Below are 15,760 nucleotides of genomic sequence, written 5' to 3' on the forward strand. Positions count from 1 at the left end.
GCTGGCCCCGCCCGCCGCGGTGCGGAAGGCGTTCCGCCGCGCCCGGCCGGCGGCGAGGATGGGGCCGTGCTGCTCGCGAGCGCGGTGGCGGTCCTGCACGCGGCCGTCGTCCTGTTCATGCTCACCGGCGCGCTGCTCGCGCTCCGGTGGCCGCGGCTGGTGTGGCTGCACGCCCCGGTGGCGCTCGGCGTCCTGGCGGTCAACCTGGCCGGCGCGCCGTGCCCGCTCACCACGCTGGAGCTCGCGCTGCGGGAGCGGGCCGGCGCCGCGCCCTACGACGACGGCTTCCTGGGCCACGTGCTGTTCGGCCCGCTCGGCCTGGACGTGCGCTCGGCCGGCGTCCAGGTCGGCGTCCACACCGTCGCGCTGGGCCTCAACGCCGTCGGCTACGGGCTGCTCCTGGCGCGGGCCCGGCGCACGGTCGGCGGCCGCCGGGCCTGATCAGTCGAAGGAGTGCTCCGGGCCGGGGAAGACGCCGCTGTGCACCTCGTCGGCGTACTCGCGGGCCGCGCGCAGCAGCTCGGCCCGCAGGTCGGCGTACTTCTTCACGAACCTCGGCACCCGGCCGCCGTTGAGCCCGGCCATGTCCGGCCACACCAGCACCTGGGCGTCGCAGTCGGGCCCGGCGCCGATGCCGATCGTCGGGATGGACAGCTCCTTGGTGACCTGACCCGCGATCGCGGCGGGCACCATCTCCAGGACGACGGCGAACGCGCCGGCCTCCTGCACGGCGTGCGCGTCGGCCAGCAGCTGCTCGGCGCCCGCGCCGCGGCCCTGCACCCGGAACCCGCCCAGGGCGTGCTCGCTCTGCGGCGTGAAGCCGACGTGCGCCATCACCGGGATGCCGTTCTCGGTGAGCATCCGGATCTGCGGCGCCACCCGCACCCCGCCCTCGAGCTTGACCGCCTGCGCGCCGCCCTCCTTCATCATCCGCACGGAGGTGGCGAACGCCTGCTGCGGCGAGGCCTCGTAGGAGCCGAACGGCAGGTCGGCCACGATCAGCGACCGCTTCGTCGAGCGGGTGACCGCCTTGGTCATCAGCAGCAGGTCCTCGACGGTGACCGGCACGGTCGAGGAGTGGCCGAGCACGACGTTGCCGGCCGAGTCGCCGACCAGCATCACCGGGATGCCGGCCTCCTCGAACACCTGCGCGCTGTAGGTGTCGTAGGCGGTGAGCATCGCCCACCGCTCGCCGCGCTCCTTCGCCTGCTGCAGGTGGTGGATGCGCACCCGGGCGGTCGACGTCCCGCCGTAGAGGACCGACTCGCTCATGCCGTGCTCCCCGTCGAACTCGCGAGCTCGTTCACGCCTGGGCTCCTTCGCGGACGCTGGGCAGGCTCTCCCGCCAGCGGTTGGTGATGGGCAGCCGCCGGTCGCGGCCGAACGCCTTGAGGCTGATCTTCGTCCCGGGCGCGGACTGGCGGCGCTTGAACTCCGCGACGTCGACCAGCCGCAGCACCCGCGCCACGACCTCCGGGTCGTGGCCGCGGTCGAGCAGCTCGGCCATCCCGAGGTCGCGGTCGACGTAGTCGGCGATGACGGCGTCGAGCTCCTCGTAGGAGGGCAGCGAGTCGCTGTCCTTCTGCCCGGGCGCCAGCTCCGCCGACGGCGGCTTGTCGATGGAGTTCTGCGGGATCGGCTCGGTCTCGCCGCGGTCGCGGGCGTGCGCGTTGCGCCAGCGGGCCAGCTCCCACACCAGGGTCTTGGGCACGTCCTTGATCGGGGCGAACCCGCCGGCCGCGTCGCCGTAGAGCGTCGAGTAGCCGACGGCGACCTCGCTCTTGTTGCTGGTGGCCAGCAGCAGGTGGCCGTGCTGGTTGGACAGCCCCATGAGCAGCGTGCCGCGGATGCGCGCCTGCAGGTTCTCCGCCGCCGTCCCGGACAGCTCGACCTGCGACTCGAAGGCGTCCACCATCGGCGCGATCGGCACGGTGGAGAAGTGCAGGCCCAACCGCCGGGCGCTGTCCTCGGCGTCGGCCAGCGAGTGCTCCGTGGACCACCGCGAGGGCAGCGCGACGGCGTGCACCCGGTCGGCGCCGAGCGCGTCCACCGACAGCGCGGCCACCAGCGCCGAGTCGATGCCGCCGGACAGGCCGAAGACCACCGACGGGAAGCCGTTCTTGTCGATGAAGTCCCGCAGGCCCAGGACCAGCGCCCGCCAGACCTCCTCGCAGTCGGAGAGCGGCTCGGCGACCGAGCCCGGCCGCGGCGCGAAGGCCGGCACCGGCTCCTCGGAGAGGACGGTGCGGGCGACCGTCATCGGCCCGATCCGGCCCTCCCGCCGCTCGGGCACCCGTCCCGGGTCGAGGTCGAGGTCGACGCAGAGCAGGTGCTCGACGAACTGCGGCGCGCGGGCGAGCAGCTCGCCGTCGGCGGAGACGGCCAGCGAGTCGCCGTCGAAGACCAGCTCGTCCTGCCCGCCGACCTGGTTGCAGTAGACGATCGGCGCGTTCGCCTCGGCGGCGCGGCGGCGGACCAGCGGCAGCCGCAGGTCGTCCTTGGCGCGCTCGTAGGGGGAGGCGTTGGGGGAGACGACGAGGTCGACGCCGGCCCGCCCGGCCACGCCGCACGGCCCGCCCTCGACCCAGAGGTCCTCGCAGATGGTCAGCGCGACGTCGACGCCGCGGAACCGCACCACCGCGAGCTCCGAGCCCGGCACGAAGTAGCGGGCCTCGTCGAAGACGCCGTAGTTGGGCAGGTGCCGCTTGGCGTAGCGGGCCACGACCCGCCCGCCGTGCAGCAGCGCGGCGGCGTTGCGGGGCTGGATGCGGCGCGGGTTGGCGTCGCCGGGCCGCTCCTCGTCGAGGGTCTCCTCGTCGCTCGGCGCGGTGTCGATCGCGGCCGGGCCCTCGGTGTGCGCCAGGTAGCCGACGACGACGGCGAGCTCGCCCAGCCCCTGCCGGTCCAGCGCGGCGGCGAGGTCGGTGAGCGCCCGCTCGCTGGCGCGGGCGAAGGACTCGCGCAGCACGAGGTCCTCGGCGGGGTAGCCGGTGAGCGTCATCTCGGGGAAGACGACGAGGTGCGCGCCGGCGCCGGCGGCCCTCCGCGCCCACTCGACGACGAGCGCGGCGTTGCCGTCCAGGTCGCCGACGCGGGTGTCGACCTGGGCCATCGCGACTCTCAGCTGCACCGTCACGGTCCCATCCAACAACCGGCCCCCGGGACCGGCCAGACCGGGGACGGGAGGTGGACCCCGCCCGGCCGCCGGCGCGGCCGCGCTGCCGCAGTCGGGACCGGAGCACGTCGTCCGGCCGGGCGCCGACCCGCCGGCGCGGGACGACGACCCGGACGGCCTCCGTGCGGACGGCGCCGCGCCGGTCCGCGGCTGAGCCTCAGCGCCCGTCGGGGGGCACGACCGCGCCGTTCGGCGCCGGCCGCGGCGCGGGCACCTCCGCGGTTGCCGGCGGTGGCGCCGCGCGCTCCAGGAAGCGCAGCAGCTCCACCGGGAACGGCAGGACGACCGTCGAGTTCTTCTCCGCGGCCACCTCGACCATCGTCTGCAGCAGGCGCAGCTGCAGCGCGGCCGGTTGCGCGGCCATGACCCCGGCGGCCTGCGCGAGCTTCTGCGAGGCCTGCAGCTCGCCCTCGGCGGTGATCACCCGCGACCGGCGCTCCCGCTCGGCCTCAGCCTGGCGGGACATCGACCGCTTCATCGACTCCGGCAGCGCGACGTCCTTGATGTCGACGCGGTCGATGTGCACGCCCCAGTCGACGGCGGGGGAGTCCAGCATCAGCTCCAGGCCCTGGTTGAGCCGCTCCCGGTTGGAGAGCAGGTCGTCGAGGTCGCTCTTGCCGATGATCGACCGCAGCGACGCCTGGGCGACCTGGGCGATCGCCGCCTGGTAGTTCTGCACGTCGACGACGACCCGCACCGGGTCGAACACCCGGTAGTAGACGACCGCGTCGACCTTGACCGTCACGTTGTCCCGGGTGATGCCCTCCTGCGCGGGGACCGGCAGGGTGACCACCTGCACGTTCACCTTGTGCAGGCGGTCGACGCCGGGCCGGATGAGGGTCAGGCCGGGCTGCCGGGGCTCACCGAGCAGCCGCCCCAGCCGGAGCACCACCCCGCGCTCGTACTGCGTCACGACGCGGACGCTGCCGGCCGCCAGGGCCAGCAGGAGCGCGAACGCGACCAGGGCGATCGTGAGAACGACGTCCATCGCGTCCTCCACCGTCGGCGTCCGGGCGGGGCGCGCGGGTCGCGCCCGTGGCCGGGACCTCCGCCGAGCGGTGCCCTCATTGAACCGCTCCGGGGTCACCCCGGAGCCGGATCCGTTCCGCGGTCCGCCACCACGCTCGAGCCTGTTCCGACAACCTTCGTTGGTTCTAGAATCGGGCCATGACGGACCGGGACGCCGCGGTCTCCGCGGTCGCGGCCCTGGCGGAGCCGACCCGGCGCCGGCTGTACGAGCACGTCGTCCGCGCCCCGCACCCCCTGAGCCGCGACGACGTGGCCGGCGCCACGGGCGTCCCCCGGCCGACCGCGGCCTTCCACCTGGACCGGCTCGTCACCGACGGCCTGCTCGACGTCCACTACGAGCGGCGGTCCGGCCGCAGCGGCCCGGGTGCCGGGCGCCCTGCCAAGCTCTACCGGCGGGCGGAGTCCCCGGTGTCGGTGTCCCTGCCGGAGCGGCGCTACGACCTGGCCGGCGACCTGCTCGCCGCGGCGCTGGCCGAGGCGGAGCGGTCGGGGGAGCGGCCGGCCGAGGTGCTGGGCCGGCGGGCGTCCGGTCGCGGCCGGGAGCTGGCCGCGGAGGCCGGGGGCTCCGGTCCGGGCGCCGCGCTGCGCGTGCTCGAGGAGCACGGCTTCGAGCCGCGGGCCGACGGCGGGGAGGTCGCGCTGGCCAACTGCCCGTTCCACGCCCTCGCCCGGCGGCACACCGACCTGGTGTGCGGCATGAACCTGCGGTTGGTCGAGGGGGTCCTGGAGGGCGTCCCGGACGCGGGCCTGGTCGCGTCCCTGCGCCCCGCGCCGGGCGCGTGCTGCGTGCGGCTGGAGGTCGCCACCCGCGACGCCAAGGGTGATTGACAGGGGTGTGAGGCAGGTCTCTACTGCTAACTGTCGTTGTCTTTAGAAGGAGAGCGCCATGGCCCGCCGGACGAGCCGCTCTCGCACCGCACCCCGCGACGGCGGCCCGCTTGCCGGCGCCGCCACCACCGCGGGCGAGCGGCCGGTGCCGCTCCGGGTGGTCCGCGAGCGGGGCGCCGTCGAGGTGCCGGCGGCCGAGCGGGCGGTGGCCGACCTGCTCGCCGCCCTGGGCCGGGACCCGCGGTCGCGGACCGGCAGCCCGGCGTGAACGGTCGCAACCAGATGCGGAGGAGCTGAGGACCATGGAGACGTTCGTCCTGGTCGGTGGCGGTCTGGCTGGTGCCAGGGCGGCCGGGACCCTGCGCGCGGAGGGCTTCGACGGCCGCGTCGTGCTGGTCGCGGCCGAGCCCGAGGTCCCCTACGAGCGGCCGCCGCTGTCGAAGGGCTACCTGCTCGGCACCGCACCCCGCGAGGCGGCCCAGGTGCTCCCGCCCGGCTGGTACGCGGAGCACGACGTCGACCTGCGGCCCGGCGTGCGCGCCGTCGCGCTCGACCCCGCCGGGCACCGGCTGACCCTGGACACCGGCGAGGAGCTCGCCTGGGCGCGGCTGCTGCTGGCCACCGGCTCGTCGCCCCGGCGGCTGCCCGTCCCCGGCGCCGACCTCGACGGGGTCCGGTACCTGCGGACGCTGGCCGACGCCGACCGCCTGCGCGCCGACCTGTCCGGCGGCGGACGGCAGGTCGTGGTCGTGGGCGCCGGGTGGATCGGGCTGGAGGTGGCGGCGGCCGCCCGTTCCCACGGCAACGCGGTGACCGTCGTCGAGCCGCAGCCCACGCCGCTGCACGCGGTGCTGGGGCAGCGGATGGGGGAGGTCTTCGCCCGCCTGCACCGGCGGCACGGTGTCGACCTGCTCACCGGGACCGTCGTGCGCGAGATCCGGGGAGCCGGCGGCCGGGTCACCTCGGTGGTGACCGACCGGGACGTGGGACTGTCCGCGGACGTGGTCGTCGTCGGCATCGGTGTCGTGCCGGACACGCGGCTGGCGGCGGCCGCGGGCCTGGAGGTCGACAACGGGGTGGTCACCGACCACGCGCTGCGGGCCTCCGCGCCCGACGTGTTCGCCGCCGGCGACGTCGCGTCGGCGTTCCACCCGTTCTACGGCCGGTACGTCCGCGTGGAGCACTGGGCCAACGCGCTCCACCAGGGCCCGGCCGCCGCGCGGTCGATGCTCGGCCAGGACGTCAGCTACGACCGCGTGCCCTACTTCTTCACCGACCAGTACGACCTCGGGATGGAGTACTCCGGGCTGGGCGCGCCCGGGGACACGGTGGTCTGCCGCGGCGATCCGGAGGACGGGGGCTTCATCGCCTTCTGGACGTCGGACGGTCGCGTCACCGCGGCGATGAACGTGGACGTCTGGGACGTCACCGGGCCCCTGCAGGCGCTGATCCGGAGCCGCCAGCGGGTGCCGGCCGCCGCGCTCACCGACCCGGACGCGCCGCTGGAGTCGCTCCTCGTCGGACCGCCGGCCTAGACGCCGGCGACACGGGGCGACGGGGGGCGCCCCACCGGTGTGCCCGGCGCCCGGACCGGGCAGGCTGTGCACGGACGACACGGCGACGAAACGAGCGGACCCGATCATGGCCAGCATGGACCGGCAGCAGGAGTTCGTCCTGCGCACCCTGGAGGAACGCGACATCCGCTTCGTGCGGCTGTGGTTCACCGACGTCTCGGGCTACCTCAAGGCGGTCGCCGTGGCGCCGGCGGAGATCGAGGCGGCGTTCGCCGAGGGGATCGGCTTCGACGGCTCGGCGATCGAGGGCTTCGCGCGCGTCTACGAGTCGGACATGCTCGCCAAGCCCGACCCGGCCACGTTCCAGGTGATGCCCGCGACCAAGGGCCAGCCCAGCGACACCGCGCGGATGTTCTGCGACATCACGCTGCCCGACGGGTCGCCGTCGTGGGCCGACCCGCGGCACGTGCTGCGCCGGGCGCTGTCGAAGGCCGCCGACATGGGCTTCACCTTCTACACCCACCCCGAGGTCGAGTTCTTCCTGCTCAAGGACCTGCCCACCGACGGGCGGCCGCCGGAGCCGGCCGACACCGGCGGCTACTTCGACCTGTCCACGCACAACGTGGCGCACGACTTCCGCCGCGAGGCGGTCTTCGCGCTCGAGGCGATGGGCATCTCGGTGGAGTTCAGCCACCACGAGGTCGCCCCCGGCCAGCAGGAGATCGACCTGCGCTACGCCGACGCCCTGTCGATGGCCGACAACGTGATGACGCTGCGGCACGTCGTCCGGGAGGTGGCGCTGGCCCAGGGCGTGCACGCGACGTTCATGCCCAAGCCGTTCACCGACCTGGCGGGCTCGGCGATGCACACCCACGTGTCGCTGTTCGAGGGCGACCGCAACGCCTTCCACGACCCCTCGGACCCGATCCGGCTGTCGGCCACCGGGCGCCAGTTCATCGCCGGGCTGCTCACCCACGCCCGCGAGTACACCGCCGTCACCAACCAGACGGTCAACTCCTACCGGCGGCTGCTGGCCGGCACCGAGGCGCCGACGGCGGCCACGTGGGGCCGGGCCAACCGCTCGGCGCTGGTGCGGCTGCCCTCCTACAAGCCGAACAAGGGCCAGTCGGCGCGGATCGAGGTCCGCTCGCCGGACTCCGCGTGCAACCCGTACCTGACCTTCGCGGTGCTGCTGGCCGCCGGGCTGCGCGGCATCGAGAAGGGCTACGAGCTGCCGCCGGAGGCCGAGGACGACGTCTGGTCGCTCACCGACACCGAGCGCCGCGCCGCCGGCTACGAGGACCTGCCGGTCTCCCTGGGCGAGGCGCTGACCGCGATGCAGGGCAGCGAGCTGGTCGCGGAGACCCTCGGCGAGCACGTCTTCGAGTTCTTCCTCCGCAACAAGTGGGAGGAGTTCAACTCCTACCGGCAGAACGTGACGCCCTTCGAGCTCAAGCGCTACCTGCCCGGCCTGTGAGGTGGCGGCGCCGAGGGTCGTTCCCCGAGGCGCCGTGGACGTGGCCGTGCCGCCCCGGAGCGCGGCTGGTACGCGGCGACGGCGTTCGTGCCGCCGCGCACGCTCGACGACGGTGCGTCGTGGTTCGTCCGGCGGGGCTCCCACCCGGGTGAGCCGGGCTCGCCGTGGTCGTGGTCACGGAGGGTGCACGGGCCCTCGCCCCCTTCCACGTCGAGGCCGTCGACGGAGGCTGACCGCGCCGCTTCGCGGGTGTTCCTCGTGCTCTACGGGCGCTGCAGGACCCGCAGAGCACGAGCGACACCCGTAGTGGGCCGGCCAGGCGGGCGCACCTTCCGCGCGCGGACGGCGGAGCGGGGCGGCGGCACGGGGGCGCACTAACCTCGGCACCGTGCCGGAGACCCCCGCCCGACTGCTCGTCGTCGTCCCCAGTGACACCGCCCCGCCCGCGCGGCTCGGGGACTGGCTGCGCGCCGCCGGCCTCGAGCTCGAGGAGCGGCACCTCGACGCCGGCGACGAGGTGCCGGCCGACCTGACCGGGTTCGACGGGCTGCTGGTCACCGGCGGCCCGCAGTCCAGCCTCGACGACGACGCCACCAGCGGGCTGGGCCCGGTCCGCGAGCTGCTGGCCCGCGCGCTGGCCGCCGACGTCCCGACGCTGGCCGTCTGCCTGGGCGCCCAGCTGCTGGCGCAGGCCGGCGGCGGGCGGGTGCGCGTGGGGATCGAGGGCCCGGAGGTCGGGGCGTCGCTCGTGGCCAAGCGGGACGCCGCGGCCGGGGACCCGGTGTTCGGCCCGCTCCCGCTCTCGCCCGACGTCATCCAGTTCCACCACGACGAGATCAGCGAGCTGCCGGCCGGTGCCACCCTGCTGGCGAGCAGCCCGGTCTACGCGAACCAGGCCTTCCGGGTGGGCCGGCACGTCTACGGGCTGCAGTTCCACATCGAGACGACACCGGAGATCGTCCGCGAGTGGGCCGACCGGGACACCGTCGGCGTCGCGGCGAGCCCGTACGACCGCGAGACGCTCTGCCGGCTGACCGACGCCGTGCACCCCGACCTCGAGGAGGTCTGGGCGCCGTTCGCGGCCCGCTTCGCCGACCTCGTGCGCGCGGGCCGCGGCGCCGCGGTCTGAGCCGGTGACCGCATCCCGGGAGGTGCCCCGCCGCGCGGTCGTGCGGCTGGCCCGCTTCGGCTTCGAGGACGGCGAGAAGGCCGCGCTGCTGCTGTCCGACCCGGCGCTGGGGCTGTGGGACCTCGACCGCAACGAGCCCGCCGACCCCGAGGCCGGCTCGGTCGTCTCCGCGCTGGCCCGCGCCGGCGACCCCGACCTCGCCGTCCGCTCGCTGACCCGGCTGGTGGAGGCCCTGGACGCCGCCGACGAGACGGGCGGGGCGGCCGCCGGCCTGCTCGCCCGGCTGCGCGGCTCGGGCGCGCTGCGCAGCCGGCTGCTGTCGGTGCTCGGCGCCAGCGCGGGCCTGGCCGACCACCTCGCCGCCCATCCCCACGACTGGACCGTCCTCGACTCCGACGGCCGCGGCGCGGTGCGCCCCGCCGCGTACGCCCTGGAGCGGCAGATGCTCGCCGCCGTCGGCGCCGACCCCGACGACCCGCCGTGGGGCGTGCGGCTCGGGAAGGCCGCGCCGGACGCCTCGCCGCACCGGGTCGCCGCGCTGCGGCTGGCCTACCGGCGGGCGGTGCTGGACCTCGCCGGCCGCGACCTGGGGGAGGGGTTGTCGGCCGAGGACGTCGCCGCCGAGCTCGCCGACGTCGCCGCCGCGGTGCTCACCGCCGGCCTCGCGCTCGCCGTCGCCGAGCAGCCCGAGGGCGCGGCGGCCTGCCGGCTGGCGGTCATCGCGCTCGGCAAGACCGGCGGGCGGGAGCTCAACTACGTCAGCGACGTCGACGTGGTGTTCGTCGCCGAGCCGGTCGACCCCAGCGACCCCGAGGCCCCGGCCCTGCAGAGCGCCACGCGGGTGGCCGCCGCGCTCATGCGGATCTGCCGCGAGGCGGCCTGGGAGGTCGACGCCGCGCTGCGCCCGGAGGGCAAGGCCGGCGCCCTGGTCCGCACCCTGGCCGGGCACACCGCCTACTACCGGCAGTGGGCGAGCACGTGGGAGTTCCAGGCGCTGCTGAAGATGCGCCCGGTGGCCGGCGACCCCGACCTCGGCCGCGGCTACGTCGAGGAGCTGTTCCCGATGGTGTGGGAGGCCGGCGACCGCCCCGGCTTCGTCGCCGAGGTGCAGGCCATGCGGCGGCGGGTGGAGGACAACATCCCGCCCGCCCAGGCCGACCGGGAGATCAAGCTCGGCCGCGGCGGCCTGCGCGACGTCGAGTTCGCCGTCCAGCTGCTGCAACTGGTGCACGGCCGGGTCGACGTCCGGCTGCGGACCGGGGGGACGCTGCCGGCGCTGCACGCGCTGCGGGCCGGCGGCTACGTCGGCCGCGACGACGCCGACACCCTCATCGCCTCCTACCGCTTCCTGCGCACCGTCGAGCACCGGCTGCAGCTGCTGCGGCTGCGCCGCACCCACCTGCTGCCCACCGACGAGCAGCAGCTGCGCTGGCTGGCCCGCTCGCTGGGCTACAAGCCCGACGCCCGCGGCACCGCCGTCGACGTGCTGCGCGCGGAGATGGCGCTGCACACGCGCGAGGTGCGCCGGCTGCACGAGAAGCTCTTCTACCGGCCGCTGCTGTCGGCGGTGGCGCGGGTGCCGGCCGAGGCCGCGCAGCTGGGCAGCAAGGCCGCCGGCGACTGGCTGCGCGCGCTCGGCTTCGCCGACCCGCAGGGGGCGCTGCGGCACATGGGTGCGCTCACCGGCGGGGTGTCCCGGTCGGCGTCGATGCAGAAGTACCTGCTGCCGGTGGTGCTGCAGACCCTCGCCGACTGCGCCGACCCCGATGCCGGGCTGCTGGCCTACCGCCAGGTCAGCGAGGCCCTCGGCGGCAACCAGTGGTACCTGCGTCTGCTGCGCGACGAGGGCCAGGTGGCCGAGCGGCTGGCCCGGCTGCTGGGGTCGAGCCGGTACGTGGCCGCGCTGATCACCCGCACGCCCGAGGCGCTGCGCATCCTCGCCGACGACGACGAGCTCGAGCCGCGGAACGCCGCCTCGCTGGCCGGGGCCTGGCGCGCCGCCGCCGGCCGCGCCGCCGACCCGCAGGCGGGCATCACCGTGCTGCGCGGGCTGCGCCGGCAGGAGCTGCTGCGGATCGCCTCGGCCGACCTGCTCGGCCTGCTCGACGTCGTCCGGGTCGGGCAGGCGCTCACCGACGTCGCCGTCGCCACGCTGCAGGCCGGGCTGGACGTCGCCGTGCGTGCGTGGGCCCGCGAGGCCGGCATCGACCCGGCCGACGTCCCGATGGAGCTCGCCGTCATCGGCATGGGCCGGCTCGGCGGCGGCGAGATGGGCTACGGCTCCGACGCCGACGTGCTGTTCGTCCACCGCCCGCGGGCGGGGGCGGAGGAGGCGAGGGCGACCCAGGCGGCCAACGCGGTCGCGCACACGCTGCGCCGGCTGCTCGGTGAGCCCGCGCCCGACCCGGCCTTCGAGGTCGACGCCGACCTGCGCCCCGAGGGCCGGCAGGGCGCGCTGGTGCGCAGCCTGGACGCCTTCCGCGAGTACTACGAGCGCTGGGTGTCGGTGTGGGAGGTGCAGGCGCTGCTGCGCGCGGCGCCGGTGGCCGGCAGCCCGGAGCTGGGCGCGGCCTTCGTGGAGCTGGTCGACCCGCTGCGCTATCCGGAGGGCGGGCTGTCGGCCGAGCAGGTGGCCGAGATCCGCCGGATCAAGGCGCGCGTGGAGCGGGAGCGGCTGCCGCGCGGCGCCGACCCGGCCACGCACACCAAGCTCGGCCGCGGCGGCCTGGCCGACGTCGAGTGGACCGTCCAACTGCTGCAGCTGCAGCACGCCGCGACGGTCCCCGGGCTGCGGGTGCCCTCGACCGTCGGGGCGCTGTCCGAGCTGTCGGGGAACGGCCTCCTGACCGTCGCGCAGGCCGGGTCGCTGCGCGACGCGTGGGAGCTGGCCAGCCGGGCGCGCAACGCCGTCTTCCTCGTCCGCGGCCGGCCCGGCGACCAGCTGCCCCGGCCCGGGCTGGAGCTGGCCGGCGTGGCGCGGGCCAGCGGGTACGGCCCCGACGTCGACCCGGGGCAGTTCCTCGACGACTACCGGCGCACCACCCGGCACGCCCGCGCCGTGGTCGAGCGGGTCTTCTACGGTCAGTCGCAGGGGGAGTGACCGGTCGTGTCGCCGTCCGGCGGCTCGGGGACCAGGCCGACGCGGCGGCTCTCGGCCTGCACGACGTCGTAGCAGTCGCACGCGGCCTCGTGCAGGCGCTCGGGGTCGACCACCGTGATCCGTCCCCGGGTGTACCGGATCAGGCCGGCCTGCTGCAGCAGCCCGGCCACCAGCGAGACGGTGCCCCGGCGCACGCCGAGCATCTGGCCCAGGAAGTCCTGGGTGAGCTGGAACTCGTCGGCGCCGACGCGGTCGCGGGTCTGCAGCAGCCAGCGGGCGCAGCGCTCCTCGGTGCTGTGCAGCCGGTTGCAGGCCACGTTCTGCGACAGCTGGACGACCATCGCCTGCGTGTAGCGGTGCAGCAGGTCGTGCAGGGCGCCGTCGCCGGAGAGGAACCGGCGGAGGTCGGCCGTGGCGATGCACAGCGCGTCGCCGGCCACCTGGCAGAAGCAGTCGTGGGGACTGGTCGGCGTCCCCAGGAACACCGGCAGGCCGGAGACGCCCTCGTAGCCGATGGTGGCCACCTCGACGGCCGGCTCGCCCTCGACCGACGCGACCACGGACAGCACGCCGTCGACGGGGAAGTAGACCGCGTCGATGTCGCCGTCGCGGCGGTAGACCTGGTCGCGGACCTGCAGGGTCACCGGCTGCAGGGCCGGCAGCAGGCGGTCGTACTCGTCGTCGGGCAGGGCCCGCAGGATGAGGTTGCGCCGCGGGTCCTTCGCGTCCGTCCGCTGCGGGCCGCACGCGGTCCGGTCGCGGGCCTGGTCGGGAGGGACCACGGCGGACCTCCGGTGCCGGGTGGGGCTCCCCGCGGGCTCGGGGGACGTCAGGCGGGCAGGGCGCCGGCACCCAGCCGCGCCCACGGCGGCAACGGTACGGCGAGCAGTTCGGCAGCGCCCGGCGCCATGGCGTAGGCGACCAGCGCGGGGGCGACCAGCCGCAGCGGCAGGACGTGCTCCACGCAGCCGGTGGCCAGGGCCGCGCTGGGCATCCCCGGCGCCTCGGCGTCGGCCGGGTCCTGGGCGAGCACCCGGCCGCCGGCGCGGCGGACCGCGCGGACGCCGGCCGCGCCGTCGTCGAGCCGGCCGGTGAGGACGGCCGCCAGCACCCGCGGGCCGTACGCGCCGGCGGCGCTGGCCATCAGCCGGTCGGCCGTGCCCAGGGTGGGGTGCTCGACCAGGGTCAGGTCCCCGTCCGGCCCCAGGACGCCGGTGGTCCCGGCCGGGAGCACCGACACGCCGGCCCGGAGCGGGCCGGCGGCCGCCGCCCGGACGGGGAGGTCCGCGGCGGCGCACAGCAGCGGGACCAGCACGTCGGTCGTGCCCGCCGCGCGGTGCTGCACCACGAGCACCGGGGTGGGGAAGTCGCGCGGGAGGCCGGCGAGGACCGTGCGCAGCGCCCTGACGCCACCCGCGGAGGCGGCCAGCACCACGACGCCGAACGGCGCCGGTGCGTCGATCTCGACCGGACCCGGCACGCGGTCGAGGGTACGCGTGTGTACGGCACCTGACACAGGATCGCGCCGGGTGTGCCGCACCCCGCGGCGGGGCACGCTGGGGGAGTGAGCGCAGCCGTCCCTGCCGAGGACCCCGACCCGACCGACGAGGACGCCGCCCCCGGCGCCACCATCACGCCCTACCGCGACGGCCCGCTCATCGTGCGCGGCGACTTCCGGCTGGTCGACCAGGACGGCGCCGAGATCGACCCGGGCCGGAGGACGGTGGCGCTGTGCCGGTGCGGCAAGTCCGGCATCAAGCCGTTCTGCGACGGCAGCCACAAGCGGTCGGGCTTCTCCGCCCCGAGCGCGCCGAGCCGCCCCCGGCCGGCCGCGGCGATCCTGCGCCAGGCGCGGGGGCCGGAGGGGCGGGCCGACTGAGGGCGGGCCGACTGAGGGGCGGGGGGACCGGAGGGGTGCGGGCCGGCCCCCGTGCCCGGCCCGCACCCCGGCTCAGGTGGCCGACTCGATCGCGCGGGCCATCCGGACCTGCTCCTCGAGCACGTCCGTGATCCGCGCCTGCACCGCGTCGAGCTGACCGATGACCTCGCTGGTCGCGTGGATGCCGGCGGTGACCTGGTCACTGCTGGTCTGGATGCCGGCGATCTGGTCCGACACCCGCTGGGTGGCCGCCGCGGTCTCCCGGGCCAGGTCCTTGACCTCGCTGGCGACGACGGCGAAGCCGCGGCCGAGCTCACCGGCGCGCGCGGCCTCGATGGTGGCGTTGAGGGCGAGCAGGTTGGTCTGGTCGGCGATGCCGGAGATGATCCGGATGACCTCGCCGATCGACGCCGACGCCTCGGTGAGGGCCGCGACCTCGGCGGTCATGGCCGACGCCTGGGACACGGCCTTCTCGGCCACCTGCCCGGCCGCGGCGGCGGCCTCGCGCAGCCGGTCGACGCTGTCGAGCAGCTCGCGGGAGCGCTGCGTGTCGGCCTCGGCCCGGCGCAGGGTGTCCAGCCGCTGGCTGACCAGCTGCTGCACGTTGCGCAGCGCGTCGGCCCGCGACTCGGACAGCTCGATGGTCTCGGTGACGAAGAAGTCCATCGTCCCGATCACCCGGCCCCCGGCGGTGACGGGGAAGCAGACGCCGGACTTCACGCCGGCGCGCAGGGCGGCGGGCCGGCGCACGCAGTCGGTCACCTCCGCGAGGTCGCGGACGAAGACCAGGTCGCGCCGCTTCCACGCGCGGCCGGACAGGCCCACGCCCTCGGCGAAGCTGGCGGCCAGGGTGACCTCGCGGAACTCCTCGCCGGCCGAGCCGGACTCGAGCTGGAAGCGCAGCACGTCCTCCGCCTCGTCCAGCGCCCAGAACGAGCCGTAGGCCCAGCCGAAGGAGGTGCGCACGCTCTCCAGCGCCGTCCGCAGGGCCGAGGCCTCGTCGGTGGCCTCGCCGACCCGGGTGACCACGGTCGTGACGGCGGCGCGGTCGTCGAGGGTCTCGCGCAGCGCGGAGGTGGCCAGGGCGGCCCGCCGGGCGTGGCCGAGCAGCCGGGTGATGGCCTGCCACTTCTCCCGGCGGACGCCGAAGAAGGGCAGCGGCGTGGCGTTGTGGAACTCCAGCACGGCGGTGACCCGGCCGTCGTCGACGGCGGGGAGGAAGCAGCCCTCCCGCGCACCGGCGGCCCAGGCGGTCTCCCAGCGCACGCACTGGCCGCGTCCGGCCGGTGCGCTGGTCAGGTGCACCGTCTGCCGCTCGCGCAGCGCCTTCCCGCCCATCCCGGCGGACTCGGTCAACCGGCCGTCGCCCGGCCACGCGGCGGACATGGCCGGGGTGAGCGGGCCGCCCTCCCAGGCGAGCGCGAACGCGCCGGTGGCGTCGGGCAGCCAGACCGCGCCGTACCCGAGGCCGCAGGTCTCCACGATGGTGCGGACGACGGCGACGTGGGCGTCGAGCACCGTCGTCACGCCGTAGTCGAGGGCCTCGACCACCTTCTCGAGGGTCTCCACGTCCCGCGGCATCGGCGTGCTCTCCGGTGTGCCGGACGGGGCCGGGTCGGTGCGCCGCCA

At 76.0% G+C, this 15,760-nt stretch carries 14 protein-coding genes; 8 read left to right on the forward strand and 6 right to left on the reverse strand.

Annotated elements, in window-relative coordinates:
• Nucleotides 1–66: 66 nt before the first annotated feature.
• The gene (locus ACI8AR_RS02975) at nt 67–441 is read left to right on the forward strand and encodes a DUF2784 domain-containing protein (protein ID WP_457049654.1); all 375 of its coding nucleotides are present in this window, start codon (nt 67–69) and stop codon (nt 439–441) included.
• Here the strand turns inward: ACI8AR_RS02975 and panB are convergent, their stop codons facing one another.
• The 3 genes from panB to ACI8AR_RS02990 form a co-directional block, all read right to left on the reverse strand.
• The gene (gene panB / locus ACI8AR_RS02980) at nt 442–1,272 is read right to left on the reverse strand and encodes a 3-methyl-2-oxobutanoate hydroxymethyltransferase (protein ID WP_457049655.1); all 831 of its coding nucleotides are present in this window, start codon (nt 1,270–1,272) and stop codon (nt 442–444) included.
• Nucleotides 1,273–1,303: 31 nt separating this feature from the next.
• Nucleotides 1,304–3,136: an NAD+ synthase gene (locus ACI8AR_RS02985; protein WP_457049656.1), complete on the reverse strand. Its 1,833-nt coding sequence runs from the start codon at nt 3,134–3,136 to the stop codon at nt 1,304–1,306.
• A 196-nt stretch (nt 3,137–3,332) separates the two neighbouring features.
• Entirely contained in the window at nt 3,333–4,163 is an 831-nt protein-coding gene (locus ACI8AR_RS02990) for a slipin family protein (RefSeq protein ID WP_457049657.1), read from the reverse strand.
• Between the two features lie 179 nt (nt 4,164–4,342).
• Between ACI8AR_RS02990 and ACI8AR_RS02995 the strand changes: the two genes are divergently transcribed.
• From ACI8AR_RS02995 to ACI8AR_RS03020, 6 genes are all read left to right on the forward strand, one after another.
• Nucleotides 4,343–5,032 carry a helix-turn-helix transcriptional regulator gene (locus ACI8AR_RS02995; RefSeq protein ID WP_457049658.1) on the forward strand — a complete coding sequence of 230 codons (690 nt, stop codon included), beginning with the start codon at nt 4,343–4,345 and terminating at the stop codon, nt 5,030–5,032.
• 58 nt (nt 5,033–5,090) lie between these two features.
• Nucleotides 5,091–5,300, forward strand: coding sequence for a hypothetical protein (locus tag ACI8AR_RS03000; protein ID WP_457049659.1), 210 nt, complete (start codon nt 5,091–5,093; stop codon nt 5,298–5,300).
• Between the two features lie 34 nt (nt 5,301–5,334).
• Entirely contained in the window at nt 5,335–6,567 is a 1,233-nt protein-coding gene (locus ACI8AR_RS03005) for an NAD(P)/FAD-dependent oxidoreductase (protein ID WP_457049660.1), read from the forward strand.
• Between the two features lie 115 nt (nt 6,568–6,682).
• On the forward strand, nt 6,683–8,023 hold the full coding sequence (gene glnA, locus ACI8AR_RS03010; RefSeq protein WP_456936520.1) for a type I glutamate--ammonia ligase: 1,341 nt from the start codon (nt 6,683–6,685) through the stop codon (nt 8,021–8,023).
• 388 nt (nt 8,024–8,411) lie between these two features.
• Nucleotides 8,412–9,152 carry a type 1 glutamine amidotransferase gene (locus tag ACI8AR_RS03015; protein ID WP_457049661.1) on the forward strand — a complete coding sequence of 247 codons (741 nt, stop codon included), beginning with the start codon at nt 8,412–8,414 and terminating at the stop codon, nt 9,150–9,152.
• 4 nt (nt 9,153–9,156) lie between these two features.
• On the forward strand, nt 9,157–12,252 hold the full coding sequence (locus ACI8AR_RS03020; RefSeq protein ID WP_457049662.1) for a bifunctional [glutamine synthetase] adenylyltransferase/[glutamine synthetase]-adenylyl-L-tyrosine phosphorylase: 3,096 nt from the start codon (nt 9,157–9,159) through the stop codon (nt 12,250–12,252).
• Here ACI8AR_RS03020 and ACI8AR_RS03025 read toward each other — a convergent pair.
• Together ACI8AR_RS03025 and ACI8AR_RS03030 are read right to left on the reverse strand one after the other, a co-directional pair.
• Nucleotides 12,234–13,034, reverse strand: a complete 801-nt coding sequence (locus tag ACI8AR_RS03025; protein ID WP_457049663.1) for a Crp/Fnr family transcriptional regulator — start codon at nt 13,032–13,034, stop codon at nt 12,234–12,236. The genes ACI8AR_RS03020 and ACI8AR_RS03025 overlap by 19 nt on opposite strands.
• A gap of 47 nt (nt 13,035–13,081) precedes the next feature.
• Nucleotides 13,082–13,732, reverse strand: a complete 651-nt coding sequence (locus ACI8AR_RS03030; RefSeq protein ID WP_457049664.1) for a chemotaxis protein CheB — start codon at nt 13,730–13,732, stop codon at nt 13,082–13,084.
• Nucleotides 13,733–13,816: 84 nt separating this feature from the next.
• Here ACI8AR_RS03030 and ACI8AR_RS03035 point away from each other — a divergent pair, with 84 nt between their 5' ends.
• Nucleotides 13,817–14,131, forward strand: coding sequence for a CDGSH iron-sulfur domain-containing protein (locus ACI8AR_RS03035; RefSeq protein ID WP_457049665.1), 315 nt, complete (start codon nt 13,817–13,819; stop codon nt 14,129–14,131).
• Nucleotides 14,132–14,203: 72 nt separating this feature from the next.
• Here the strand turns inward: ACI8AR_RS03035 and ACI8AR_RS03040 are convergent, their stop codons facing one another.
• Nucleotides 14,204–15,712 (reverse strand): methyl-accepting chemotaxis protein, encoded by a 1,509-nt coding sequence (locus ACI8AR_RS03040; RefSeq protein WP_457049666.1) that lies wholly within the window; start codon nt 15,710–15,712, stop codon nt 14,204–14,206.
• Nucleotides 15,713–15,760 lie beyond the last annotated feature (48 nt).

Source organism: Geodermatophilus sp. SYSU D01036 (genome assembly GCF_054050435.1).